Consider the following 21,231-nt stretch of genomic DNA (forward strand, 5'->3'; position numbering starts at 1 on the left):
CGCGGCGACACCTTCTCCCGCAAGCGGGAGAAGGAGGGAGCCCAAGCTTACAGGATAAACCGGCTCAAATCCCGGTTCTTCGCCAAATCCCCGATGTGCTTCTCGACAAAATCGCCGTCGATCGTCACCGTCTCGCCCGCGCGGTCGGAGGCCGTGAAGCTGATGTCGTCGAGCACGCGCTCCATCACCGTCTGCAGGCGCCGGGCGCCGATGTTTTCCACCGAGGTGTTCACGGCCACGGCCACTTTGGCGATCGCGTCGATGGCCGAGGGCGCGAATTCCAACGTCACGCCTTCCGTGCCCATCAAGGCCACATATTGCTTGCTGAGACAGGCTTCGGTTTCGGTCAGGATGCGGCGGAAGTCTTCCTCATTGAGCGAGGCCAATTCCACACGGATCGGCAGGCGGCCCTGAAGCTCGGGCAGGAGGTCGGAAGGCTTCGCGACATGGAAGGCGCCCGAGGCGATAAAGAGCACATGGTCGGTTTTCACCGACCCATGCTTGGTCGCGACGGTCGTGCCTTCGATCAGCGGCAGCAGGTCGCGCTGCACGCCCTCGCGCGAGACATCGGCGCCGCCGCGTCCTTCGCGGGCGCAGATTTTGTCCATCTCGTCGATGAAGACGATGCCGTTGTTCTCGACCTCGTGGATCGCCTCGCGAACGCTCGCCTCCTGGTCGATGAGCTTGTCGCTCTCTTCGGCAATCAGCGGCCCATGCGCTTCCTTCACCGTGAGCTTGCGCGGCTTGCCGCGCTGCATCTTGCCGAAGAGGTCGCCGAGCGAAAAAGCCGAAACGCTGGCGCCCGGCATGGTCGGCAGCTCGAACATTGGCGTGGAGCCGCCCGATTGCTGCAATTCGATCTCGACTTCCTTGTCGTCGAGCTCGCCGTCGCGCAGCCGCTTGCGGAAGGTCTCGCGCGTCGCGGGCGAGGAGGCGGGGCCCACGAGCGCGTCGAGCACGCGCTCCTCCGCGGCCTTTTCGGCGCGGGCCTGCACATCCTTGCGGCGGCGGTCCTTCACCATCACCAGCGCGACTTCGATGAGGTCGCGCACAATCTGCTCGACGTCGCGGCCGACATAGCCGACCTCGGTGAATTTCGTGGCCTCCACTTTCAGGAAGGGGGCGTTGGCGAGGCGGGCGAGGCGGCGGGCGATCTCGGTCTTGCCGCAGCCCGTCGGGCCGATCATGAGGATGTTCTTGGGCATCACCTCTTCGCGCATCTGCCCTTGCAGTTGCAGCCGGCGCCAGCGGTTGCGCAGCGCGATCGCGACGGCGCGCTTGGCGTCCTGCTGCCCGACGATGTAGCGGTCCAGCTCGGAGACGATCTCGCGGGGGGAGAAGTCGGCCATCAGATTTTCTCCACCACGATGCTATGGTTCGTATAGACGCAAATGTCGGCGGCGATGTTCATGGCGCGGCGCGCGATGGTTTCGGCGTCTGCCGGCGTGTCGATGAGGGCGCGGCCGGCGGCCAGCGCATAATTGCCGCCGGAGCCGATCGCCGCGACGGCGCCGCCCTCGGCGGTTTCGGGCTCCAGCACGTCGCCGGACCCTGTCAGCACCAGGCCGACATTTTTGTCTGCGACGAGCATCATGGCTTCGAGACGGCGCAAATAGCGGTCCATGCGCCAATCCTTGGCGAGCTCGACGCAGGCGCGCATGAGCTGCCCTGGATATTGCTCGAGCTTGGTCTCGAGACGCTCGAAGAGGGTGAAGGCGTCGGCGGTGGCGCCGGCGAAGCCCGCGATGACGTCGCCCTTGCCGAGACGGCGGACCTTTCGGGCGTTGCCTTTCATGATGGTCTGGCCGAGGCTGACCTGGCCGTCGCCGGCAATGACGGTTTCGCCTTGTTTTTTCACCAGTATGATCGTCGTCGCATGCATCAGGAGCGACTTCTCGCGTTCGCTTTCCATTCTCGCCATCCAGACTAATATGTCAGGCGGATGTAGGCGTTTGGCGGGTGTTGAGCAAGGGCGGGGGCCCTCATCCGACCCTCGCTGACACGAGGGCCACCTTCTCCCGCGCGCGGGAGAAGGAGAGAACCCCGTGTTTAGAGATCACAAAGATTGCAACGCGATTCCTTCTCCCGTTTACGGGAGAAAGTGGCCCCGCGAAGCGGGGTCGGATGAGGGCGCGCTACTTCCCGCCGAAACGGTCGGCGATCTCCTGCGCCTCCTTCACCAGCGCGGGGAAAAACGCTTCGTTCGGCGCGCGCTGCCGGTAGCAGGCGCGAAAGTCGGCGTCGCCCTTTTCGCGCGTCTGCGTATAGTCGTTGAAGATCTTTTCGTCCTTCGCGCCGCTCGCCTGATATTTCTTGAAGATCACGTCGGCTTTCGCTTCCGCCGCCTTCAGGCTGGCGTCGCAGGCGGGGATGGGCTTATAGGCCGTGGCGCGCTCGCTCGCGATATAGACCTTTCCCTCCCGGCGCACCGCCAGGACAATATCCTGTATCGGGTTCGGGCCGTCATCCTGCGCCCAGCCGCCGAGCAGCGCGACCGCGAAGGTCGCCCCTTCGGGCTTTGCGATGGGGATGTCGGCGGTTTTTGTCAGGGCGGCGTCCTGTCCAACGGCGAAAGTATAGAATTCGGCATTGGCCAGCGCCTCGTCGATCGACGGCCGCTTGCCTTTCTTCGTCCCCCAGTCCCGCGGCCGCTTTAGCCATGTTTCCAGCAGGCCGTCCGTCGTGACGACGAGCTGCGGCCCGTCGCCGTCCTTGCCGAAGCGCAGGCCGTCCAGTCCGTTCGCGCCGAGCTCGCCCTCGGAAAGACTGTCGTACTCCATTCTCCCCGTCTCGGGATAAGGCTTGATCGCAACCGGGCCGATGATCGCCTGCAGGCGTTTCTCGAGAGCGGCCAGAGCGCTTTTATTGATTTTCGAAATGTCGGCGTCGGGGTTCTTCGCCTCGATCTTCTTGATTTTGGCGGTGGCCGCGTCGCGGGCGGCGACGTAATCTTCCTCGGGCGTCCCGGCGACGGCGGCCGCAAGGCCAATGAGCAGCGCGGGAGCGGCGAAATAGGCGAGCTTCATCAATTCTCCTGAAAACGTGCTATTCTGGCTAGGAACCTCCGGCGAGCATAAAGAAGCGCGGGCGCAGCGGCCAGTGACTTGGCGCACGGCCCAGGGCTCCGAGTTCCGGTTAATGAGGAGAGATGTGTTCCAGCGTCATGGCCGCTTGTCGCGGCCATCCACGCCGCGCCGAGGCGTAAAGCTTAAGAACATGAGCGGAACAACGCCGCTTCTTCTTCCCGCTTGTCTTAATGTCCTGGCGTGGATGCCCGCGACAAGCGCGGGCATGACGCGGCTGCGTAGGGTTGTTAATCTGGATTCAGAGCCCTGGCGCACGGCTCTGGCTGGCGCCGTTGCGACGAAATTGCTACAACCCGCCCGCTTGCGGCCGGCGAATGTTCGGCCCGCGTCCTTTTGGAAGGCCCATTCTCCATGCGCAGCGCCCAGATCGAGCGCGTCACCAAGGAAACGACGATCTCCGTCGCCGTCGACCTCGACGGGGCGGGGAAATCCGACATTTCGACGGGAATAGGCTTTTTCGACCATATGCTCGACCAGATCGCCCGCCATGCGCCGCTCGATCTGACCGTGCTCGCCAAGGGCGATCTGCATATCGACGGCCACCACACGGTCGAGGATGTGGGCCTCGCGCTCGGCCAGGCGGTGGATCGCGCGCTCGGCGACCGCAAGGGAATCGCCCGCTATGGCGACGCCCATGCGCCGCTCGACGAGGCGCTGACCCGCGTCGTCGTGGATGTCTCGGGCCGGCCTTTTCTCGTCTATGACGTGAATTTTCCGGCGGAGCGCATCGGCGCCTTCGATACCGAGCTCATGCGCGAATTTTTCCAGGCTTTCGCCGTGCAGGCGCGGATTGGGCTGCATATCGACAGCCTCAAGGGCGTCAACAGCCATCATATCGCCGAAAGCGCCTTCAAGGGTTTCGCCCGGGCCTTCGGCAAGGCGGTGGCGATCGACCCGCGCCGCGTCCAGGGCGAAGCGCCCTCCACCAAGGGCACGCTGACCGCCTGAGGGGCGGCCGGCCAGAGTCCGAAAGAGGAGGAGGGAAGCCGAATTGGCGATATTCACCGTTCATCTGCCGCCTGAGGGCGCCGCGCGCCCCGAGAAGATCGTGTTCCTGCGCGATTCCTTCTCGACCCCGGCCTTTATCTTCGGGCCGCTCTGGCTGCTTTGGAAGCGCGCCTGGATCGCCGCTCTCGGCTGGTCGCTCCTGCTCGCCGCCATTTCGGCCTTGGGCGTATCCTTCCTGCTTCCAAAGCTGACCACGTCTTTTCTCGCGCTCGCCGCCGCGCTCGTGCTGGGCTTCGAGGGCGACCGCATTCTCGCATGGAGTTTGCAGCGGCGCGGCTATGTCGAGGGCGACCTGGTGAATGCCGACACCGAGGAGGAGGCCGAAATGGTCTACTTCGGCCGGCTGCGGGCGTTCTCCCCTGAAACGCTTCCCTCGGAGAGTCGCGCGTGACGACGGCGATCATCGATTATGGTTCGGGCAATCTGCACTCGGCGCAGAAGGCCTTTGAGCGCGCCGCCCGCGAGGCGGGGCTCGAGGGCGCCATTCGCGTGACCAACGACCCCGAGATCGTGCGCGCGGCGGACCGCGTCGTTCTGCCGGGCGTCGGCGCCTTCGCCGATTGCCGCGCCGGCCTGCTGGCGCTGCCCGGCCTCTATGAGGCGCTGCAAGAGGCGGCGATTGCGCGGGGCCGCCCTTTTCTTGGCATTTGCGTCGGCATGCAGCTCATGGCGGCGCGCGGGCTGGAGCATGGCGAGACGCCCGGCCTCGACTGGGTCGGCGGCGACGTCGTCGCTATCGAGCCGAAGGACCCGTCGCTCAAAATCCCGCATATGGGCTGGAACACGCTGTCGCTCGCGCGCGAACATGCGGTCTTTGCCGGCATCCCGACCGGCGAGACCGGCCTGCACGCCTATTTCGTGCACTCCTATCATCTGACCCCGGCCGAGCCCGGCCATGTGCTGGCGACCAGCGACTATGGCGGGCCGCTCACGGCCGCGGTCGCGCGCGACAATCTCGTCGGCGTTCAGTTTCATCCCGAAAAGAGCCAGAGGCTGGGCCTTGCGCTCATCGCCAATTTCCTGAGGTGGCGCCCGTGATACTTTTTCCGGCAATCGATCTGAAGGAAGGCCAGTGCGTTCGTCTCGCCCAGGGCGACATGGACCGCGCCACCGTCTTCAACGACGATCCCGCCGAGCAGGCGCGCGCCTTCGAGCGCCAGGGCTTCGAATATCTGCATGTCGTCGATCTCGACGGCGCCTTCGCCGGCGCGCCGCGCAATGCGGAAGCGGTCGAGGCGATTCTCTCCGCGCTGACCATTCCGGTGCAGCTCGGCGGCGGCATTCGTGACATGCGCACGCTCTCGGGCTGGCTGGAGAAGGGCGTCACGCGCGTCATCATCGGCACGGCGGCGGTGAAGGACCCGTCCTTCGTGCGCGAGGCGGCGCGGGTCTATCCGGGACGCGTGGCGGTCGGCATCGACGCCAAAAACGGCATGGTCGCCGTCGACGGCTGGGCGCGCACCACGCGCATGTCGGCGCTGGATTTGGGCAAAAGCTTCGAGGACGCCGGCGTCGCGGCGATCATTTACACGGATATCTCGCGCGACGGGATTCTGACGGGACTGAACATCGAGCAGACGCTCGCGCTCGCCAATGCGCTGACGATTCCGGTCATCGCCTCTGGCGGGCTGGCGTCGCTTGCAGATATCGAGCGGCTGCTGCAGCCCGACTGCGCCAAGCTCGCCGGCGCCATCACCGGCCGCGCGCTTTACGACGGCCGGCTTGATCCGGCTGAGGCGCTGGCGCTGATCCGGAGCGCGAGGGCGTGATGAAGCCGGGAGACGCCATCGGCAGCTTCACCTCCCGCGCCGGCGTGGTGCGCGTCCGAAACGCCCTCAATCCCATGCTCTGGACAACGGCGGTGGTCTTTCCGACCAGCCTGCTGGCTGCCTATTTCTTTCGCGACGACGATATTCTCAAATATGCGCTCGCCGCCTTCGGCGCCTTTCCGGTGCTTGTAACCATCATCGCTTACTTTATTTTTCTTTTTAGAGACCCGGACCGCCTGCAATCGGAAGAATATCTATTACAGCATCAGGCAATGCAGATTTTGTATAAAAAGGATGCGGTGACCGAGAGCGTTGAAGTCATCACCGAGGCGCCGAGATTGGAAGTCGAGCCGAGTCCAGGGGAGAAAAAGCCATGAATCGCAGGGTTTACATGCTCGTTTTCTCGTCTGGCTCCCGGCAGATGTCCGGCGCGACTGCTATTCCTGCCCTTTTGGACGAGGGGGATAGCCTTTACATGCTGGACCACAACGTGCTGTTTTTGAAGACACGCCAAAGTGTCGAAGCGCTTACGACGCGATTGAAACAGGGACAAATCGGCGCGCATGAGTTTTTCCTTGCGGACGTCACCGAGACGCCGCGCGCTGGCAATATGGCGCCGACGTTTTGGAACTATCTGCGCGCCAACGACCTCCTGACCTCTGCCGCCTGATGCTCAAAGCACGCGTCATCCCCTGCCTGGACGTCAAGGAAGGCCGCGTCGTCAAAGGCGTCAATTTCGTCGATCTGCGCGACGCCGGCGATCCGGTCGAATGCGCCATCGCCTATGACGCCGCCGGCGCCGACGAGCTCTGCTTTCTCGACATCACCGCGAGCCACGAGAATCGCGGCATTCTCTTCGATGTCGTGCAGCGCACCGCCGAAGCCTGCTTCATGCCGCTCACCGTCGGCGGCGGCGTGCGCACGCTCGACGACATCCGCAATCTTCTGCTCGCCGGCGCCGACAAGGCCTCGATCAACACGGCCGCCGTCTCCAACCGCCAGTTCGTGCGCGAGGCCGCCGAGAAATTCGGTTCGCAATGCATCGTCGTCGCCATAGACGCCAAGCAGGTCGGGCCCGGGAAGTGGGAGATCTTCACCCATGGCGGGCGCCGGCCGACAGGCATCGACGCAGTCGATTACGCCCGCGAGGTGACGGCGCTCGGGGCCGGCGAAATCTTGCTCACCTCCATGGATCGCGACGGCGCCAAGATCGGTTTCGACATTGCGCTCACCCGCGCGGTCGCGGACGCCGTGCGCGCGCCGGTGATCGCCTCGGGGGGCGTCGGCAATCTCGACCATCTGGTCGCGGGGATTCGCGAGGGCCACGCGACCGCCGTGCTGGCGGCGTCGATCTTCCACTTCGGCGAATATTCGATTCCGCAGGCGAAGCGCCATATGGCTGCGGCGGGTCTGCCGATGCGACTCGATGGCTTGGAGGCGGCGTAATGGCTGGAGGCTTCTTGGATATTCGACTCGCCCCCTCCCTGTCCCTCCCCCGTTTCACGGGAGAGGGGACGCTCGCGATCAGCATTGGTGAAGAAGGCGACGGTCTGCTCCCTCTCCCGCGAAGCGGGGGAGGGCTGGGGAGGGGGAAATGACCTTCACCCTCGATGATCTCGCAGCGCTGATCAAATCACGCCGCGACGACAGCGCCTCGAATTCCTACACGAAGCAGCTCTTCGAGGCCGGCCCGCCGCGCATCGCCAAGAAATTCGGCGAGGAGGCGGTGGAAGCCGTCATCGCCGCCATGGAGGGCGACAAGAAAGCGCTGACCAGCGAAGCCGCCGACGTCCTTTACCATCTACTCGTACTGCTCGAGGCGCGCGGCGTCTCTCTCGACGAGGTGGTGGCGGAGCTTGGCCGCCGCACGGCGCAATCCGGCCTCGCCGAGAAAGCTTCGCGCGGAGCGGGCAAATGATCGACGTCGCCGGGCAGGCGAATGGGGCGGCGCTCTCGCCCTATCGCCGCTTCATGCGTTCCGAATGGGCGAGCCTGCGCGCCGACACGCCGCTCACGCTGACGCTCGACGACCTCACGCGGCTGAAATCGGTCGGCGACCCGATCTCGCTCGAAGAAGTCATCGAAATCTATCTGCCGCTCTCGCGCCTGCTGGCCCTTTACGTCGCCGCGACGCAGGGGCTCTTCAAGGCGACGCAGCGGTTCCTGGGCGCCGAGGACGGCAAGGTTCCCTATATTATCGGCGTCGCCGGCTCCGTGGCCGTCGGCAAATCCACGACCGCGCGCATTCTCAAGGCGCTGCTGTCGCGCTGGCCGAACACGCCAAAAGTGGAGCTCATCACCACCGACGGCTTTCTTCTCCCCAACGCCGTGCTCGAACGCGAAGGGCTGATGGAGAAGAAGGGCTTTCCCGAAAGCTACGACAACAAGGCGCTGCTGCGTTTTCTCTCGGCCGTGAAGGCCGGCCAGCGCCAAGTGTGCGCGCCGGTTTATTCGCATCTGACCTATGATGTTGTCCCGGGCGAGTCGGCCTGTTTCGACGGGCCGGACATTCTCATCGTCGAGGGCGTGAATGTGCTTGCCGCGCGGCCGTCGCGTCAGCCGAAGGAAATTCCCTTCGTCTCGGATTTCTTCGATTTCTCGGTCTATCTCGACGCCAGCGAGGAGCTGCTGGAGCGCTGGTATGTCGAGCGCTTCCTGCAGTTGCGCGAGACCGCGTTCCGCGACCCGCGGTCATACTTTCGCAAATACGCCGATCTTTCCGACGACGAGACAGTGAGCGTCGCGAAAGACATCTGGACGCGGATCAATCTCGAAAACCTGCGCCAGAATATCGCGCCGACGCGACCGCGCGCGAGCCTGATCCTCACAAAGGGCGCCGATCACCGCATCGAGGAAGTGGCGCTGCGGAAGTTGTGAGGTGGCCCTCATCCGACCCTCGCTGACGCGAGGGCCACCTTCTCCCGCTGGCGGGAGAAGGGGTGATCGTATCCTTATTTGGTCATTATCCGCTTTCTCCTTCTCCCGCGTGCGGGAGAAGGTGGCCCCTGCGTCAGCAGGGGTCGGATGAGGGCGCTCTCGTCACGCGTTCCCCACGGTCCGCAGCAGCGGCTTCGCCGGCCCGTGCGTCGGCTTGCCGTCGATCGTGAGCGACGGGCCGTCGGCGGAGATCTCCACCGTCGCGCCGTCGATGATGTCGCCGGCGAGCAGACGTTCGGCCAAAGCGTCCTGCAGCTCCTTCTGCATCACGCGCTTTAACGGGCGTGCGCCATAGGCGGGGTCATAGCCCTTGGCCGCGAGCCAGTCGCGCGCCTTCAAGTCCAGATGCAGCGTGATCTTGCGATCCTCCAGGAGCTTCTGGAGCCGCTTGATCTGGATATCGACGATCGCGCCCATGTCCTCGCGCCGCAGGCGGTGGAACAGGATGATCTCGTCGACGCGGTTCAGGAACTCGGGCCGGAAGTGTGACCGCACGACCGCCATCACCTCGTCGTGGACGGCCGTCGAGTCCTCGCCCTCTTGCTGCATCACCAAAAATTCGGCGCCGAGGTTCGACGTCATGATGATCAGCGTGTTCTTGAAGTCGACCGTGCGGCCCTGCCCGTCCGTCAGGCGCCCATCGTCGAGCACCTGCAGCAGCACGTTGAACACATCCGGATGCGCCTTCTCGATCTCGTCGAACAGCAGGACCTGATAGGGCCGGCGACGAACCGCTTCGGTCAGCGCGCCGCCTTCCTCATAGCCGACATAGCCGGGAGGCGCGCCGATGAGGCGGGCGACCGAGTGCTTCTCCATATATTCGGACATGTCGAGACGCACCATCGCCGTCTCGTCGTCGAAGAGGAAGCTCGCGAGCGCTTTTGTCAGCTCCGTTTTGCCGACGCCGGTCGGGCCGAGGAAGATGAAGCTGCCGATCGGACGGTTGGGGTCCTGCAGGCCGGCGCGGGCGCGGCGCACGGCGGTCGAGACCGCAATGACCGCCTCATGCTGCCCGACGACGCGCTTGGCCAGCTCCTCCTCCATATGGAGAAGCTTCTCCTTCTCGCCTTCGAGCATTTTATCGACCGGCACGCCGGTCCAGCGCGACACGACCGCCGCGACGTCATTCGCCGTCACGGCTTCCTCGATCAGCGCGCCTTTGCCTTCGCTGGCTTCGGTCGCCGCGAGCTTTTTCTCCAGGTCCGGGATCTGGCCATAGGCCAGCTCGCCGGCGCGCTGATATTCGCCGCGGCGCTGCGCCTGGGCGAGCTCGTTGCGCGCGTGTTCGAGCTGCTCCTTCAGCTTCTGGGCGCTGCCGAGCTTGTCCTTCTCCGCCTTCCAGCGCGCAGTGAGCGCCGCCGACTTCTCTTCGAGGTCCGCGAGCTCGCCTTCGAGCTTTGCGAGCCGGTCCTTCGAGGCCGTGTCGGTCTCCTTCTTCAAGGCCTCCTGCTCGATCTTGAGCTGGATGATGCGGCGGTCGAGCTCGTCCAGCTCCTCGGGCTTGGAGTCGATCTGCATGCGCAGGCGCGACGAGGCTTCGTCCACAAGGTCGATGGCCTTGTCGGGCAGGAAGCGGTCGGTGATGTAGCGGTTCGACAAAGTCGCCGCCGCGACGATGGCGCTATCGGTGATGCGCACGCCGTGGTGCATCTCGTATTTTTCTTTCAAGCCGCGCAGGATCGAGATCGTATCCTCGACCGTCGGCTCGTCGACGAAGACGGGCTGGAAGCGACGGGCCAGCGCCGCATCCTTCTCGACATGCTTGCGATACTCATCGAGCGTGGTTGCGCCGACGCAATGCAGCTCGCCGCGCGCCAGCGCAGGTTTCAGCAGATTGGAGGCGTCCATTGCCCCATCCGCCTTGCCGGCGCCGACCAGCGTGTGCATCTCGTCGATGAAGAGGATCACACTGCCCTCGGCCGCCGTGACCTCGTTGAGCACGCCCTTGAGGCGCTCCTCGAACTCGCCGCGATATTTCGCGCCGGCGATGAGCGCGCCCATGTCGAGCGCCAGCAGCTTCTTGTCTTCGAGAGATTCCGGCACGTCGCCATTGACGATGCGCAGCGCCAGCCCCTCGACGATCGCCGTCTTGCCGACGCCGGGCTCGCCGATCAGCACGGGGTTGTTCTTGGTGCGGCGGGAGAGCACCTGCACGGTGCGGCGGATTTCTTCGTCGCGGCCGATGACCGGATCAAGCTTGCCCTCGCGCGCCGCTTCCGTCAGGTCGCGGGCGTATTTTTTCAGCGCGTCATATTGGTTTTCGGCGGAGGCGGTGTCGGCGGTGCGGCCCTTGCGCAAATCCTCGATCGCGGCGTTGAGCGTCTGCGGCGTCACGCCGGCGGCCGCGAGAATTTTCGCGGCCTCGGAATCCTTTTCCATCGCCAGCGCCAGCAGCAGGCGCTCGACGGTGACGTAGGAGTCGCCCGCCTTTTGCGCGATCTGCTCGGCGTTGGCGAAGAGCCGCGCCGTCGCCGGCGCGAGGTAGAGCTGCCCGGCGCCGGAGCCCGCGACCTTGGGAAGCTTGGCGAGGGCGGCCTCGGTCTTGGCCAAAGCCTCGCGCGAGCGCCCGCCCGCGCGGTCGATGAGCCCTGCGGAGAGGCCCTGATCGTCGTCGAGCAGAACCTTCAGAATATGCTCGGGCGTAAATTGCTGATGCCCCTCGCGCGTGGCAAGCGACTGCGCGCTCTGCACGAATCCGCGCGCGCGTTCGGTGTATTTCTCGAAATTCATAAGATCCCCTCTCGACCGGAAGGGCGCAGCCTCTCTTCGAGCGAGGCGCCCCATGTCATGGAATTTTTCGGGCCCCTTTCGGCGGCCTTCGAAAGCGATATGGGGAGGGTCGGCGGGAGTTGAAGAGGGCGCGACACGAAAGCGCGGCCTTTACGTGGGGGCGGCAAGTCGGCTTTATGAAAATTGTATTTGCTGCGGGCCCGGCATACGCTGGTCCATCAGCGGCGATCCGCCCCTCTCCTCTGAAACGCAGGGCTGTCCGGGGAATGAGTCGAAAGGTCGCGGGCGCATGCCCGGTTTTCCCGACGGTTGTCGGGTATTTTCCGGTTGTCGAGACTGGAAAAAAGGACCGGACATGCCCGTGCACTCTACTGTATTCGCCCAACTGCTCAAGCCGGTCGATCGGCGCGCCTTCAAGCAGATCGTCGAGCGGCATGGCGGCGACGCCTACGACAAATCCTTCAAGAGCTGGGATCACCTCGTCGCGCTCATCTACGCCCAGCTTGCCGGGGTCTCCAGCCTGCGCGCCCTCGTTCCCGCCTTCAACGCCGACGCGCGCGCGCATTATCACCTCGGGACGCGGCGGCTCGCGCGCACGACCCTTTCCGACGCCAACGCCCGCCGGCCCGTCGCCGTCTTCGCCGATCTCTTCGCCATGCTCTCCGGCGCGCTCGACCGTCATACGCGCCGGGAGGGCGCGGACATGATCCGCCTCATCGATTCGACGCCCATCCCTTTGAGCAAATTCCTCGATTACGCCCGCTCCAACGGCCGCACTCACGGCCTCAAAATGCACGTGGTCCATGACCCGCGCGCCAATCGGCCCCTTCGCGCGGAAGTCACGCCCGCCAATGTGAACGACATAGAGATCGGCAAGAAAACCGATATCGAGCCGGGCGCCGCTTATGTCTTCGACAAAGGCTATTGCGACTATCGCTGGTGGACCGAGATCGCCGCGCAAGGCGCTTTCTTCGTCACCCGGCCGAAGGCGAACGCCCGCTTCCGGGCGATCGCCGCCCGCCCGCTCGACCCCGAAAGCGCGCGGGGCGACGGCTTCGCCGTGATCGCCGACGAGGAGGTGGCGCTGGCCAGCAAAGGCGATTCCAAGCTGCCCATGCCGCTGCGGCGCATCACCGTGGAAAGAGACGAGGCCAAAGGCCGCATCGTCCTCATCGTCAACGACATGCGCCGCCCGGCCGCGGAAATCGCCGCGCTCTACAAGGGCCGCTGGGCAATCGAGCTGCTGTTCCGTTGGATCAAGCAGCATCTCAACATCAAGAGCTTCATCGGCGAGGCCGAAAACGCCGTGCGCCTGCAGCTCTTCGCCGCGATGATCGCCTTCACCCTGCTGCGCATCGCCGCCTGCGTCCACAAGATCGACATGGCGGCCCTGCGTTTCGCCGAGCTCGTCGGCCGCTTCCTCTTCGACCGCCGGCCGATCGCGCTTATCGACAAGCCGCCAATCAGGCCCAAGCCCGGCCGAGACTTCTCCAGTCTGCAGCTCCAGCTCGCGGCCCTATGATTTCCCCGGACAGCCCTGATCGTGAAACGGGGGAGGGACAGGGAGGGGGCGTATCAGCGGTATGAACCGGCGAGATAGCTGACAGATTGGACCGGGAGCATTCCTGACAGTCAAGTTCGTGTCTTCGAGAGGAGATGCGGGCGATGCCTATCAGGGAGCGCGCGGCGGTGGAAGAGCGGATCGCTTTGTTTCGGGATTTCGACACGGGGGTCTTCACCGTGTCGGAGTTGTGCCGGCTTTACGGCGTGAGCCGCGAGACATTCTACGTTTGGAAACGCCGGCGCGAGAGCGGCGAGGCGCGCTGGTTCGAGGAGCGGAGCCGGGCGCCGTTGCGTGCGCCGCAGGCGGCGACGGCCGAGACAATCGCCAGGATCCTGGATCTGCGCCGCCGCTTTCCGCACTTTGGGCCAAAGAAGATCAGGGCGCGCCTCTTGCTCGGCGCCCCCGAAACAGCGTGGCCCGCGGCGTCGACCATCGGCGATATCTTGAAGCGTGAGGGCCTGATCGCAGCAAAGCCGCGGTGTCGCCGCCCGGTCGGCCGAGGCGAGATCATCGCCGGCTCGGATGCGCCCAACGGCGAATGGGCGATGGACTTCAAGGGCTGGTTTCGCACGCGCGATGGCCGACGCATCGATCCGCTGACGGTTTCCGACACGGCGAGCCGCTACCTCGTCGACGTTCGGATCACGCCGCCGACGCATGATGGGGTCAAGGGCGCGCTATTGCGCATTTTCAGCGACATCGGCCTGCCGGCCGCTCCGACAATGGCGCGCCCTTCGGCGCGACGGGCGCCGGTGGACTTTCGCGGCTTTCGGTCTGGCTTTTGAAGCTCGGCGTGGAGCCGCGTTTCATCCCGCCGGCCGCGCCGCAGCACAACGGCCGGCACGAACGCATGCATCGCACCTTGAAGGATGAAACGGCGAAGTCCCCAGCGAGCGACAGGATGGAGCAGCAGGCGCGTTTCGATGCGTTCCGGCGCAGCTACAACGAGGAGCGTCCGCATGAGGCGCTCGAACAGACGACGCCGGCAAGTCATTGGTCGCGGCCGGGACGGCTCCTGCCGGAAAGGATCGACGAGCCCTGGTACGACGCGGACCATGAGGTCCGCCGGGTCCGCTCCGAGGGATCGATCAAATGGCGCGGCGAGACCGTGTTCATCGGCGAGGCTCTGGCCGGAGAGCTGGTCGGCCTCGCGGAGCTGGAAGACGGCGGCCATATCGTCCGCTTCATCGGCCGCGATCTCGGCGTCATTGATCCTGCGCTGCGTTTCCACCGCTTCGCTCCGCCGCGCGCGCGGCTGCGCTCAGCAGTGGAAACGCAGCGCAAACCAGAGGAGCAATTCTGTCAGGGATGTTGCCGGTCCAAACTGTCAGGAGAGTTGCCGGTCGTTCAGCCCCCCAGCGCCGCCTTCACCGCAGCGCTCGCCTTCCCGAAATCCATGCGGCCAGTATATTTCGCCTTCAGAGCGGCGACGACCTTGCCCATATCCTTGATCGACGTCGCCCCAGCCTCGGCGATCGCCGCCTTCACCGCCTCGGCGACTTCCTCTTGCGAGAGCTGCTGCGGGAGATAGCTCGAGATCACCGCGATCTCGCTTTTCTCCTTGTCGGCGAGATCCGCGCGGCCGGCCTTTTCGTAAATGTCGAGCGACTCCTGCCGGCTCTTGATCATCTTCTGAAGGAGCGCAAGCACGTCGTCCTCGGTCAGGGTCTTGCCCGCGCCGCGCGCCTCGATGTCCTTGTCCTTCAGCGCCGCATTGATGAGCCGCAGCGCGTCGACCTTGGCGCTGTCGCGGGCCTTCATGGCGTCCTTGAGGTCCTGGTTGATCTTCTCGCGCATGGGGGACTTTCTTGGGGGTTTCCATTTCGGGGGCGGATGGATTACATCCACCTCAAGTGAATTTCTCGCGTCATGGCCGGGCTCGTCCCGGCCATCCACGCCCCGGGCTGCAAAGCCCGCGGGGCAAAGCGATGCACATGAGCAAGCATCCAGACGGATGCCCGCGTCAAGCGCGGGCATGACGCGCGGTGAAGCGGCTGTCATAACGGCTCGCCCCACCCGAGCGCAACGGACGGAAGATGACCCTCGATCAAGACAATGGCTGGACGAAGCCGGTGCATACCGGCGTGCTGGTGCTCGCGAGCGGCGAAGTGATCGAAGGCTATGGCCTCGGCGCCGTCGGGGAGGCCGTGGGCGAAGTCTGCTTCAACACGGCGATGACGGGCTATGAGGAAATCCTCACCGACCCCTCCTACGCCGCGCAGATCGTCACCTTCACCTTCCCGCATATCGGCAATGTCGGCGCCAATGACGAGGACATAGAGACTGTCGACCTCGCCCGCAGCGCGGGCGCCGTCGGCGCGATCTTCGGTCAGCCGGTGACCGACCCTTCCAATTTCCGCTCGGAGACGCCGCTGACCGACTGGCTGGCGACGCGCGGCATTGTGGCGCTCTATGGGATCGACACGCGCGCGCTCACGGCGCTCATTCGCGAGCGCGGCATGCCCAACGCCGTCATCGCTTATGCGCCGGACGGCAAGTTCGACATTGAAGCGCTCAAGGCCAAGGCCGCCGCCTGGCCGGGCATCGACGGGATGGACCTTGTGCCCAGCGTTGGCGCCAAGGAGCGCTACGACTGGAAGGAAACCCCCTGGCGCCTCGGCGCGGGCTATGGCGCGCGCGACGGCGCGGCGAAGTTTCGCGTCGTCGCCATCGACTATGGCGTGAAGCGCAACATCCTGCGCCTGCTGGCCGAGGAAGGCTGCGAGGTGATCGTCGCGCCGGCGACGGCGACGAGCGCTGAAATCCTGGCGCTGAAGCCCGATGGCGTCTTCCTGTCCAACGGCCCGGGCGACCCGGCCGAGACGGGCAAATACGCGACGCCCGTGATCCGCGATCTGCTCGCCAAGAAAGTGCCGGTCTTCGGCATTTGCCTGGGCCATCAGATGATGGCGCTGGCCGTCGGCGCGAAAACGCAAAAGATGCCGCAGGGCCATCATGGGGCGAACCATCCGGTGAAGGACTTCACCACCGGGAAGGTCGAGATCGTCTCGATGAACCACGGCTTCGCCGTCGACCGCGACAGCCTGCCGGCGAACGCCGTCGAGACGCACCGCTCGCTGTTCGACGGCTCCAATTGCGGCATCGCCCTCACCGACCGCCCGGCTTTCTCGGTGCAGCACCACCCCGAGGCCTCGCCCGGCCCGCAGGACAGCCATTATCTCTTCAAGCGCTTCGTCGAGATGATGGAAAAGGCGAAGGCGGCCTGAGGCCGCCTTAGTTTATTGATACTGCAAGGCGGCCTCGTCCTTCGAGACGCGAGCTTCGCTCGCTCCTCAGGATGAGGCCTAAGTGTTTGATGCAGAAGCCCCTCATGCTGAGGAGCCTGCGCAGCAGGCGTCTCGAAGCACGAGGGGCGTCAGCGAGTGTCAGGCGGCCTTTCTGGACCGCGAGCCTTCAGGCTCGCTGAATGGACAGCGCGCCCGAAGGCGCGCGGTCCGGCTTGCGTCAGTTGCCGAAGCGATAGCTGACGCCCGCGGTGATGGCGCCCGAGCCCGCCTGATGCGCCGTCTTCAACCCCCAAGCGACAGGCGTCGTCTCGCGCGGCGTTCCAAGGCCGGTGACGCGATATTCGATCCGCCCGCTCCAGCGGTCGGAAATCGCATATTCCGCGCCGACTCCGACCGTGGGCGACCCCAGCACAGAATTCTTATTTGCCCTCAGGCCGAAAACCGATCTGTACTCGTGGCGCACGTCGGCGACATTGAGACCGCCTGTCGCATAGACCAGCAGCCGATCGAAGGCGACGACGCCGACGCGCCCGCGGAGCGAGCCGGAAACGCCGAGCACATTGCGCACCGAGTATTGCCCGAGCGGATCGTAGACATCATTGACCGCCCGCGCGCCCGTCACATCGGCGACGAGACCGCCGACAAAGGAGCCGAAGCGCCAATCGTAACCGACATGCGCGCCGCCCTGGAAGCTCCCGCCATGCCCGGTCTTGCTCGTGAACAGCAAAGCGTTGTTCACGGCTAGATAATCCCGCGAACGATCGGCAAAGCCGAGGAAGCCCCCCTGCACGCCGGCGTAAAGCCCCTGGAACAAGAGCGCCGGAGGCGGCGGAGGCGGAACGAAGGGCGGGGCTGCTTTGCGATACGGCAGATCGGCGGCGGCGGCGGCCGCACTGGCGGCGCCGAGCGCCAGAATAGCGGGAACCAAGCGTTTCATTGAGAGATCTCCAGTTTGAAGACAAAGAGGCTGTGTCCGCCGGAGCGAGGGCTCCGGCGTTGGGGAAGGCGATTGTCCTTTCGGTTGGCTCAGCGCGTTGTCATCGCGGGGGCGCGCGGATCGGCTTTCGCGTCGTCATCGGGAGGCGCGTTGGGCGTGCTTGTCGCAGAGCGGCGCGCCTTCTTCGAATTTGCGCAGATCCTCGGGCGTCTTTAGCAGAGCGCGCACATCGTAATTTTCGAGAAGCGGCAGCCAGCCGATCTCGTCGTCGGGGTGAATAAAGACGTCGATGGGAATGGCGCCGTCAGGCACATTCGCCTTGCGGCAGGCGAGCCCGCGGTCGACCTTGACGCCGTTATGACCGTGGCGCCCCTCGGCCTTCAACTTGCGCGCTTCCGCCTGCAACGCCTGCGCCGTCGCGAGATCGCGCGGCGCGATCTCATAGACGTCGAGCGGGCCGGTCTTCTGCGAGAGATTGGCGATGTCTTCCGCGTCTTTGGCATAGGCGGCGCGATGCAGGTGAATCTCGACGTTGCGCTCGCCGTCCTTTTCGCCCTCGGACGCGAGCGTCGTCACGAGAACCGTCTTGTCCGGCGTCGGAGCCGCCCATTCCGGCGTTCGCAAAGCGAAGCGCAACTTCGTCAGATCGGCCGTCCCCATATCGAAGGCGCGGAGCTTCCATTGGGTGGCGATGGGGACGTCCCAGCTACACCCCGAGAGCAAAGCGGCGGAAAAGGCGATGAAAATCAAACCTATGAGTCGCATGATAACAATCATCCTCCACGATCATTTTTTAATGTATTGCATTAAATTTTTTATGCGTCAATATTGGCGCGCGGAGAAAGCTTGCCCGCGTGGCGGCGGGCATGCTCTTTCGCCGCGTCGCGAGTTTTCGGCGCGTCACTTTGTCCGATGCGAGATCCGCTTTATCGGCTCGGCGTCAATCCGCCACGCGTCATGAATTTCAAAAATCGGCCCGCCGCGCCGCGGCCATGGAGAAAAAACAATGACCGATACGATCGCCCTTATTTCGCCGGCCAATCCGCGGCTCTCGACCTTGCGCGCCAAGATCGGCTGGCTTTGCCAGACCATCCGGCTGCTCGCCATGAGCTACGCGCTGCTCCTGCTATGGGTTTTTTGCGACGCATGGGCGACGCGCGCCCCCTATGAAACAAGAGCGATGGAGCTCTTCAAACTCGACGTTTCCGCTGCGTCTGCAACGCAATGGAACGCCGTGTTGGCGATGAGCCTTGCATTGTGGCTATGCGTCGCCGCCCTCACCTTCTCCATCTGGCGGCTTTTTTCGATCTATCTTGCGGGCGAAGTGTTTTCTCTTGAAGCCGCCGTTTGGCTGCGACGGATCGGGATTGCGGGACTGGTGGCGATCGTCGCCGATTTCGTCGAGCGTTCGGCCGTCATCTATACGCTGGCGATGCATCTGCCGGCGTCGGCGAAGACCAAACATATCTTCATTGGATCGGAAGACATCGTCCACATCATCCTGGTCCTGATGCTTCTCGCCCTCGCCCATATCCAGAAAACCGCGGCCGACATCGCCGACGAAAACGCGCAGATCGTCTGATGGCCATCATCGTCAATCTCGACGTCATGCTCGCCAAGCGTAAGATGCGCTCGCGCGATCTCGCGCAGTTGATCGGCATCGCCGAGCAGAATGTGAGCCTGCTGAAATCCGGCAAGGTGAAGGGCGTGCGTTTCGATACGCTGGAGAAAATCTGCGAGGCGCTCGCGTGCCAACCGGGAGACATACTCGAATATCGCCCGGACGAGCCCCCGAAGGATTGACGCCGCTCCGTCATTGCGAGGAGCGCAGCGACGAAGCAATCCAGAGCCACGCGGCGGCCCTGGATTGCTTCGCTTCGCTCGCAATGACGGCAGTATGCAAGGCCGCGGCCTCCCCCGCCGCCGCTCAGGCCTCCCGGTAAAACACCAGCATCAACCCGGCGAGGATAAAGCCGATCGGCCACACAAAGCCCGCCATCCGCTTCGCCCCGCCATCGAGCCGCAACTCCAGCCAGCGCGACCACCCGGCCGCAACGCCGACGAGCGCCAGCGGCGTATGGGTGATTTCGATCAGCGTCTCTTCCTTGAGATTGGCGAGCGCGTGGGAGTGGGTGAGGAGAAAAGCCGCCGCCGTCGCCGTGCTGACCGGGAAGACATAAGGAGCCCACCAGGCCTTGATACGGCCTTGCCGCACCTGCCATTCGAACAGGCCGAAGATCACAATCAGCAGCGTCAGCAGGCGGTGCTGGGCGATTTCGGGATCGCGCAGGCTCTCGATGAGCCCCAGGCGCCCGAGCGGCCAGACCATCTCGTCCGCGCGTAGGAACAAAAAGCAAGCGAGGCCCAGGAAAACGAGCGGCCAATGCCGCATGACCGGGGCGAGACGGCGGCTCACGCGCTCCAGAAGCGCCATCACGCCCATGGCGATAACGAAAAGCCCCGCCCAATGGTGATTATATTCCGACCAGGCAATATCGGCCGGCGAGCGCGGCGGCTGGGCGCCAGGCGGCAGATTCTTCAAGGCTTCGGGCGGCAGAGCGGCCGACAGCGCCTCGAAGTCGGGACTGTCCAGCCGCACCGGCAGGCGCGGCTCGAGGCGGTCGACGACTTCAGCGAAGCTCGCCCGATCGTTCGGCAGGTCGCGCGCCGGCGGCAGCGAGGCGAGCGAAGCGGCGCAGAACAGCACGGTGAGGCCGACGCCGATCTCCGTCTCGGCGAATCGCCGTGTGCGCAGCAGCGGGCCGGCCGGCTCCTGTTTCAGCTTGCGCACGGCCAGGAAGTTCAATCCGCCGAGGAGGAGCAGGCCCAAAAGCAGCACGATCTTGGCGCTGAGCATGACTCCATAGGAGGTGCCATACATGGCGGGCGCCGCGCCCACATAAAACGCCGCCATCAGCGCGCCGCCTGCGAGCAGCGCCGCCACCGCGCCCACGGACATGGCCGAAAAGCGCGCCGCGACGCGCGCGCGGGCCGTCGGGTCGGCGACATCGGTCAGCGCCATCAGAAAATAGGGAATGCCGCCGATCCACACCGCGGCGCCGGCCATGTGCAGGAATTCGGCGCAAGCGAGGACCACCGCCCCCTCGAACTGGCTCGCGGCATGGGTCGAACCCGCCTGGACCCCGATGAGCAGCGCGGCGAGCACGGGCGCCGACTGACGAAGCGCGACGCCGCCGCGCTGCGCGCGCCGGGCGGAGACGGCGACGACAGCGGCGATGACGCCCGCAACGAGATCGACAGCGACGGCGCGCGCGCCGGCGGCCTCTTGCGCGGGAATCTCGAGCGTGCCGACCAACATGACAGTGAGCGAGGCGGCGGCGAGCCATTCGGCGGCGGCGAGCCCGCTGGCGGAGACGAAAATCAGCCGCAACGCCCGCCGTTCCAGCGCCGCGCCCGCGCCCGCGAGCTTCGGGGCCAGCGGCCAGACGAGCAGCATCAGAAAGGCAAGCCCGCCGACCGCGACCGACTGCGCGGCCAGGATGACGCCGCGCAGCACGACGCTCAGAAAGCCATAGATCTCGATGAAGAGCTGCATGTCAGCGGCTCACGGCGAAGGGAATGTCGCCTTGCGTGATATGCCCGTCGAGGCTCAACGCCTGCCAATGGAGGCGATAGGCGCCCGGCTCGAGTCCCGTCGCCTTGGCGTTCAGCGTGTCGGCGGACGCCGCATCGAGAATGGGGAGCGCGACAGCCTCGCCGCCGATCTTGAAAAGCTTCATATGCGAGCGCGCTGCGTCGATCCGGCTATTGAAGCGGATCTCGATCGCGAGCTCCTCGCTTCTGACCGTCTGGTCGGCGCGCGGCGTCGAGGAGAGCACAATGGCGTGGGCCAGGGCCGTCTCGCTCGCGCCGAGCATGAAAGCCAGGGCGCATATTAATCCAAGATATCTCATGAGAATCGACCCGTGCGAAACCGCGCCCGGATGGGCTC

23 protein-coding genes and 1 pseudogene are annotated in these 21,231 nt (G+C 64.9%); 15 read left to right on the top strand and 9 right to left on the bottom strand.

All coding sequences use genetic code 11. From position 1 onward, the window contains the following. Nucleotides 1–47: 47 nt before the first annotated feature. The 3 genes from hslU to QMG84_RS05730 all read right to left on the bottom strand — a co-directional run bounded on the left by hslU (nucleotide 48) and on the right by QMG84_RS05730 (nucleotide 3,026). The gene (gene hslU / locus QMG84_RS05720) at nucleotides 48–1,349 is read right to left on the bottom strand and encodes an ATP-dependent protease ATPase subunit HslU (RefSeq protein ID WP_281931093.1); all 1,302 of its coding nucleotides are present in this window, start codon (nucleotides 1,347–1,349) and stop codon (nucleotides 48–50) included. Continuing rightward, nucleotides 1,349–1,912, bottom strand: a complete 564-nt coding sequence (gene hslV / locus QMG84_RS05725) for an ATP-dependent protease subunit HslV (protein ID WP_202072308.1) — start codon at nucleotides 1,910–1,912, stop codon at nucleotides 1,349–1,351. The genes hslU and hslV overlap by 1 nt, the downstream gene beginning before the upstream one ends. Before the next feature lie 223 nt (nucleotides 1,913–2,135). After that, nucleotides 2,136–3,026, bottom strand: a complete 891-nt coding sequence (locus QMG84_RS05730) for a hypothetical protein (RefSeq protein WP_281931094.1) — start codon at nucleotides 3,024–3,026, stop codon at nucleotides 2,136–2,138. A gap of 411 nt (nucleotides 3,027–3,437) precedes the next feature. Here QMG84_RS05730 and hisB point away from each other — a divergent pair, with 411 nt between their 5' ends. The 9 genes from hisB to coaA all read left to right on the top strand — a co-directional run bounded on the left by hisB (nucleotide 3,438) and on the right by coaA (nucleotide 8,740). Next, nucleotides 3,438–4,034, top strand: coding sequence for an imidazoleglycerol-phosphate dehydratase HisB (hisB, locus tag QMG84_RS05735; protein ID WP_281931095.1), 597 nt, complete (start codon nucleotides 3,438–3,440; stop codon nucleotides 4,032–4,034). Nucleotides 4,035–4,077: 43 nt separating this feature from the next. Continuing rightward, nucleotides 4,078–4,485, top strand: coding sequence for a DUF2628 domain-containing protein (locus tag QMG84_RS05740; RefSeq protein WP_281931096.1), 408 nt, complete (start codon nucleotides 4,078–4,080; stop codon nucleotides 4,483–4,485). Beyond that, nucleotides 4,482–5,132 (top strand): imidazole glycerol phosphate synthase subunit HisH, encoded by a 651-nt coding sequence (hisH, locus tag QMG84_RS05745; RefSeq protein WP_281931098.1) that lies wholly within the window; start codon nucleotides 4,482–4,484, stop codon nucleotides 5,130–5,132. The genes QMG84_RS05740 and hisH overlap by 4 nt, the downstream gene beginning before the upstream one ends. Beyond that, nucleotides 5,129–5,863, top strand: a complete 735-nt coding sequence (gene hisA / locus QMG84_RS05750) for a 1-(5-phosphoribosyl)-5-[(5-phosphoribosylamino)methylideneamino]imidazole-4-carboxamide isomerase (protein WP_281931099.1) — start codon at nucleotides 5,129–5,131, stop codon at nucleotides 5,861–5,863. Before hisH ends, hisA begins: the two co-directional genes overlap by 4 nt. After that, the gene (locus tag QMG84_RS05755; protein WP_434085974.1) at nucleotides 5,860–6,240 is read left to right on the top strand and encodes a hypothetical protein; all 381 of its coding nucleotides are present in this window, start codon (nucleotides 5,860–5,862) and stop codon (nucleotides 6,238–6,240) included. Before hisA ends, QMG84_RS05755 begins: the two co-directional genes overlap by 4 nt. Beyond that, on the top strand, nucleotides 6,237–6,533 hold the full coding sequence (locus QMG84_RS05760; RefSeq protein ID WP_281931100.1) for a hypothetical protein: 297 nt from the start codon (nucleotides 6,237–6,239) through the stop codon (nucleotides 6,531–6,533). The genes QMG84_RS05755 and QMG84_RS05760 overlap by 4 nt, the downstream gene beginning before the upstream one ends. Next, on the top strand, nucleotides 6,533–7,309 hold the full coding sequence (gene hisF / locus QMG84_RS05765; protein WP_281931102.1) for an imidazole glycerol phosphate synthase subunit HisF: 777 nt from the start codon (nucleotides 6,533–6,535) through the stop codon (nucleotides 7,307–7,309). The genes QMG84_RS05760 and hisF overlap by 1 nt, the downstream gene beginning before the upstream one ends. Nucleotides 7,310–7,457: 148 nt before the next feature. Next, a complete protein-coding gene (locus QMG84_RS05770; protein WP_281931103.1) occupies nucleotides 7,458–7,781 on the top strand; it encodes a phosphoribosyl-ATP diphosphatase in 324 nt (107 codons plus the stop codon). Continuing rightward, a complete protein-coding gene (coaA, locus tag QMG84_RS05775) occupies nucleotides 7,778–8,740 on the top strand; it encodes a type I pantothenate kinase (RefSeq protein WP_281931104.1) in 963 nt (320 codons plus the stop codon). The genes QMG84_RS05770 and coaA overlap by 4 nt, the downstream gene beginning before the upstream one ends. 162 nt (nucleotides 8,741–8,902) lie before the next feature. On the opposite strand, the gene clpB is transcribed toward coaA, so the two are convergent. Continuing rightward, entirely contained in the window at nucleotides 8,903–11,530 is a 2,628-nt protein-coding gene (clpB, locus tag QMG84_RS05780; protein WP_281931106.1) for an ATP-dependent chaperone ClpB, read from the bottom strand. 355 nt (nucleotides 11,531–11,885) lie between these two features. Here clpB and QMG84_RS05785 point away from each other — a divergent pair, with 355 nt between their 5' ends. The 3 genes and pseudogenes from QMG84_RS05785 to QMG84_RS05795 form a co-directional block, all read left to right on the top strand. After that, nucleotides 11,886–13,052 carry an IS4 family transposase gene (locus tag QMG84_RS05785; RefSeq protein ID WP_281927877.1) on the top strand — a complete coding sequence of 389 codons (1,167 nt, stop codon included), beginning with the start codon at nucleotides 11,886–11,888 and terminating at the stop codon, nucleotides 13,050–13,052. Nucleotides 13,053–13,195: 143 nt separating this feature from the next. Further along, on the top strand, nucleotides 13,196–13,879 hold the full coding sequence (locus tag QMG84_RS05790) for a helix-turn-helix domain-containing protein (protein WP_281930871.1): 684 nt from the start codon (nucleotides 13,196–13,198) through the stop codon (nucleotides 13,877–13,879). A 65-nt stretch (nucleotides 13,880–13,944) separates the two neighbouring features. Continuing rightward, a pseudogene (locus QMG84_RS05795) lies at nucleotides 13,945–14,019 on the top strand (hypothetical protein); the annotation flags it as partial. A gap of 422 nt (nucleotides 14,020–14,441) precedes the next feature. On the opposite strand, the gene QMG84_RS05800 reads toward QMG84_RS05795, so the two are convergent. Further along, the gene (locus QMG84_RS05800; RefSeq protein ID WP_281931107.1) at nucleotides 14,442–14,891 is read right to left on the bottom strand and encodes a GatB/YqeY domain-containing protein; all 450 of its coding nucleotides are present in this window, start codon (nucleotides 14,889–14,891) and stop codon (nucleotides 14,442–14,444) included. A gap of 239 nt (nucleotides 14,892–15,130) precedes the next feature. Between QMG84_RS05800 and carA the strand changes: the two genes are divergently transcribed. Beyond that, nucleotides 15,131–16,321 (top strand): glutamine-hydrolyzing carbamoyl-phosphate synthase small subunit, encoded by a 1,191-nt coding sequence (gene carA, locus QMG84_RS05805; protein WP_281931109.1) that lies wholly within the window; start codon nucleotides 15,131–15,133, stop codon nucleotides 16,319–16,321. Nucleotides 16,322–16,559: 238 nt separating this feature from the next. On the opposite strand, the gene QMG84_RS05810 is transcribed toward carA, so the two are convergent. Then, nucleotides 16,560–17,279 (bottom strand): outer membrane protein, encoded by a 720-nt coding sequence (locus tag QMG84_RS05810; RefSeq protein ID WP_281931110.1) that lies wholly within the window; start codon nucleotides 17,277–17,279, stop codon nucleotides 16,560–16,562. Nucleotides 17,280–17,414: 135 nt separating this feature from the next. Continuing rightward, entirely contained in the window at nucleotides 17,415–18,044 is a 630-nt protein-coding gene (locus QMG84_RS05815; RefSeq protein WP_281931112.1) for a hypothetical protein, read from the bottom strand. 241 nt (nucleotides 18,045–18,285) lie between these two features. Here QMG84_RS05815 and QMG84_RS05820 point away from each other — a divergent pair, with 241 nt between their 5' ends. Then, a complete protein-coding gene (locus QMG84_RS05820; RefSeq protein WP_202073880.1) occupies nucleotides 18,286–18,861 on the top strand; it encodes a DUF2975 domain-containing protein in 576 nt (191 codons plus the stop codon). Beyond that, nucleotides 18,861–19,082 (top strand): helix-turn-helix domain-containing protein, encoded by a 222-nt coding sequence (locus tag QMG84_RS05825; protein WP_202073881.1) that lies wholly within the window; start codon nucleotides 18,861–18,863, stop codon nucleotides 19,080–19,082. The genes QMG84_RS05820 and QMG84_RS05825 overlap by 1 nt, the downstream gene beginning before the upstream one ends. Nucleotides 19,083–19,206: 124 nt before the next feature. Here the strand turns inward: QMG84_RS05825 and QMG84_RS05830 are convergent, their stop codons facing one another. Together QMG84_RS05830 and QMG84_RS05835 are read right to left on the bottom strand one after the other, a co-directional pair. Further along, nucleotides 19,207–20,835, bottom strand: a complete 1,629-nt coding sequence (locus QMG84_RS05830; RefSeq protein ID WP_281931113.1) for a copper resistance D family protein — start codon at nucleotides 20,833–20,835, stop codon at nucleotides 19,207–19,209. A gap of 1 nt (nucleotide 20,836) precedes the next feature. Further along, nucleotides 20,837–21,157, bottom strand: a complete 321-nt coding sequence (locus QMG84_RS05835) for a copper resistance CopC family protein (protein ID WP_281931115.1) — start codon at nucleotides 21,155–21,157, stop codon at nucleotides 20,837–20,839. Between the last annotated feature and the right edge of the window lie 74 nt (nucleotides 21,158–21,231).

The sequence above is a fragment of the Methylocystis iwaonis genome (assembly GCF_027925385.1).
Lineage (GTDB): Bacteria > Pseudomonadota > Alphaproteobacteria > Rhizobiales > Beijerinckiaceae > Methylocystis > Methylocystis iwaonis.

What these genes read in the sequence shown, in the direction of transcription:
- hslU (WP_281931093.1), bottom strand. Translation starts at nt 1,349, where the DNA reads ATGGCCGACTTCTCCCCCCGCGAGATCGTCTCCGAGCTGGACCGCTAC.
- QMG84_RS05785 (WP_281927877.1), top strand. Translation starts at nt 11,886, where the DNA reads ATGCCCGTGCACTCTACTGTATTCGCCCAACTGCTCAAGCCGGTCGAT.
- QMG84_RS05790 (WP_281930871.1), top strand. Translation starts at nt 13,196, where the DNA reads ATGCCTATCAGGGAGCGCGCGGCGGTGGAAGAGCGGATCGCTTTGTTT.
- QMG84_RS05835 (WP_281931115.1), bottom strand. Translation starts at nt 21,157, where the DNA reads ATGCTCGGCGCGAGCGAGACGGCCCTGGCCCACGCCATTGTGCTCTCC.
- QMG84_RS05800 (WP_281931107.1), bottom strand. Translation starts at nt 14,891, where the DNA reads ATGCGCGAGAAGATCAACCAGGACCTCAAGGACGCCATGAAGGCCCGC.
- QMG84_RS05760 (WP_281931100.1), top strand. Translation starts at nt 6,237, where the DNA reads ATGAATCGCAGGGTTTACATGCTCGTTTTCTCGTCTGGCTCCCGGCAG.
- QMG84_RS05825 (WP_202073881.1), top strand. Translation starts at nt 18,861, where the DNA reads ATGGCCATCATCGTCAATCTCGACGTCATGCTCGCCAAGCGTAAGATG.
- QMG84_RS05810 (WP_281931110.1), bottom strand. Translation starts at nt 17,279, where the DNA reads ATGAAACGCTTGGTTCCCGCTATTCTGGCGCTCGGCGCCGCCAGTGCG.
- QMG84_RS05730 (WP_281931094.1), bottom strand. Translation starts at nt 3,026, where the DNA reads ATGAAGCTCGCCTATTTCGCCGCTCCCGCGCTGCTCATTGGCCTTGCG.
- QMG84_RS05830 (WP_281931113.1), bottom strand. Translation starts at nt 20,835, where the DNA reads ATGCAGCTCTTCATCGAGATCTATGGCTTTCTGAGCGTCGTGCTGCGC.
- carA (WP_281931109.1), top strand. Translation starts at nt 15,131, where the DNA reads ATGACCCTCGATCAAGACAATGGCTGGACGAAGCCGGTGCATACCGGC.
- hisF (WP_281931102.1), top strand. Translation starts at nt 6,533, where the DNA reads ATGCTCAAAGCACGCGTCATCCCCTGCCTGGACGTCAAGGAAGGCCGC.
- QMG84_RS05820 (WP_202073880.1), top strand. Translation starts at nt 18,286, where the DNA reads ATGACCGATACGATCGCCCTTATTTCGCCGGCCAATCCGCGGCTCTCG.
- hisB (WP_281931095.1), top strand. Translation starts at nt 3,438, where the DNA reads ATGCGCAGCGCCCAGATCGAGCGCGTCACCAAGGAAACGACGATCTCC.
- coaA (WP_281931104.1), top strand. Translation starts at nt 7,778, where the DNA reads ATGATCGACGTCGCCGGGCAGGCGAATGGGGCGGCGCTCTCGCCCTAT.
- hslV (WP_202072308.1), bottom strand. Translation starts at nt 1,912, where the DNA reads ATGGAAAGCGAACGCGAGAAGTCGCTCCTGATGCATGCGACGACGATC.
- QMG84_RS05770 (WP_281931103.1), top strand. Translation starts at nt 7,458, where the DNA reads ATGACCTTCACCCTCGATGATCTCGCAGCGCTGATCAAATCACGCCGC.
- QMG84_RS05815 (WP_281931112.1), bottom strand. Translation starts at nt 18,044, where the DNA reads ATGCGACTCATAGGTTTGATTTTCATCGCCTTTTCCGCCGCTTTGCTC.
- clpB (WP_281931106.1), bottom strand. Translation starts at nt 11,530, where the DNA reads ATGAATTTCGAGAAATACACCGAACGCGCGCGCGGATTCGTGCAGAGC.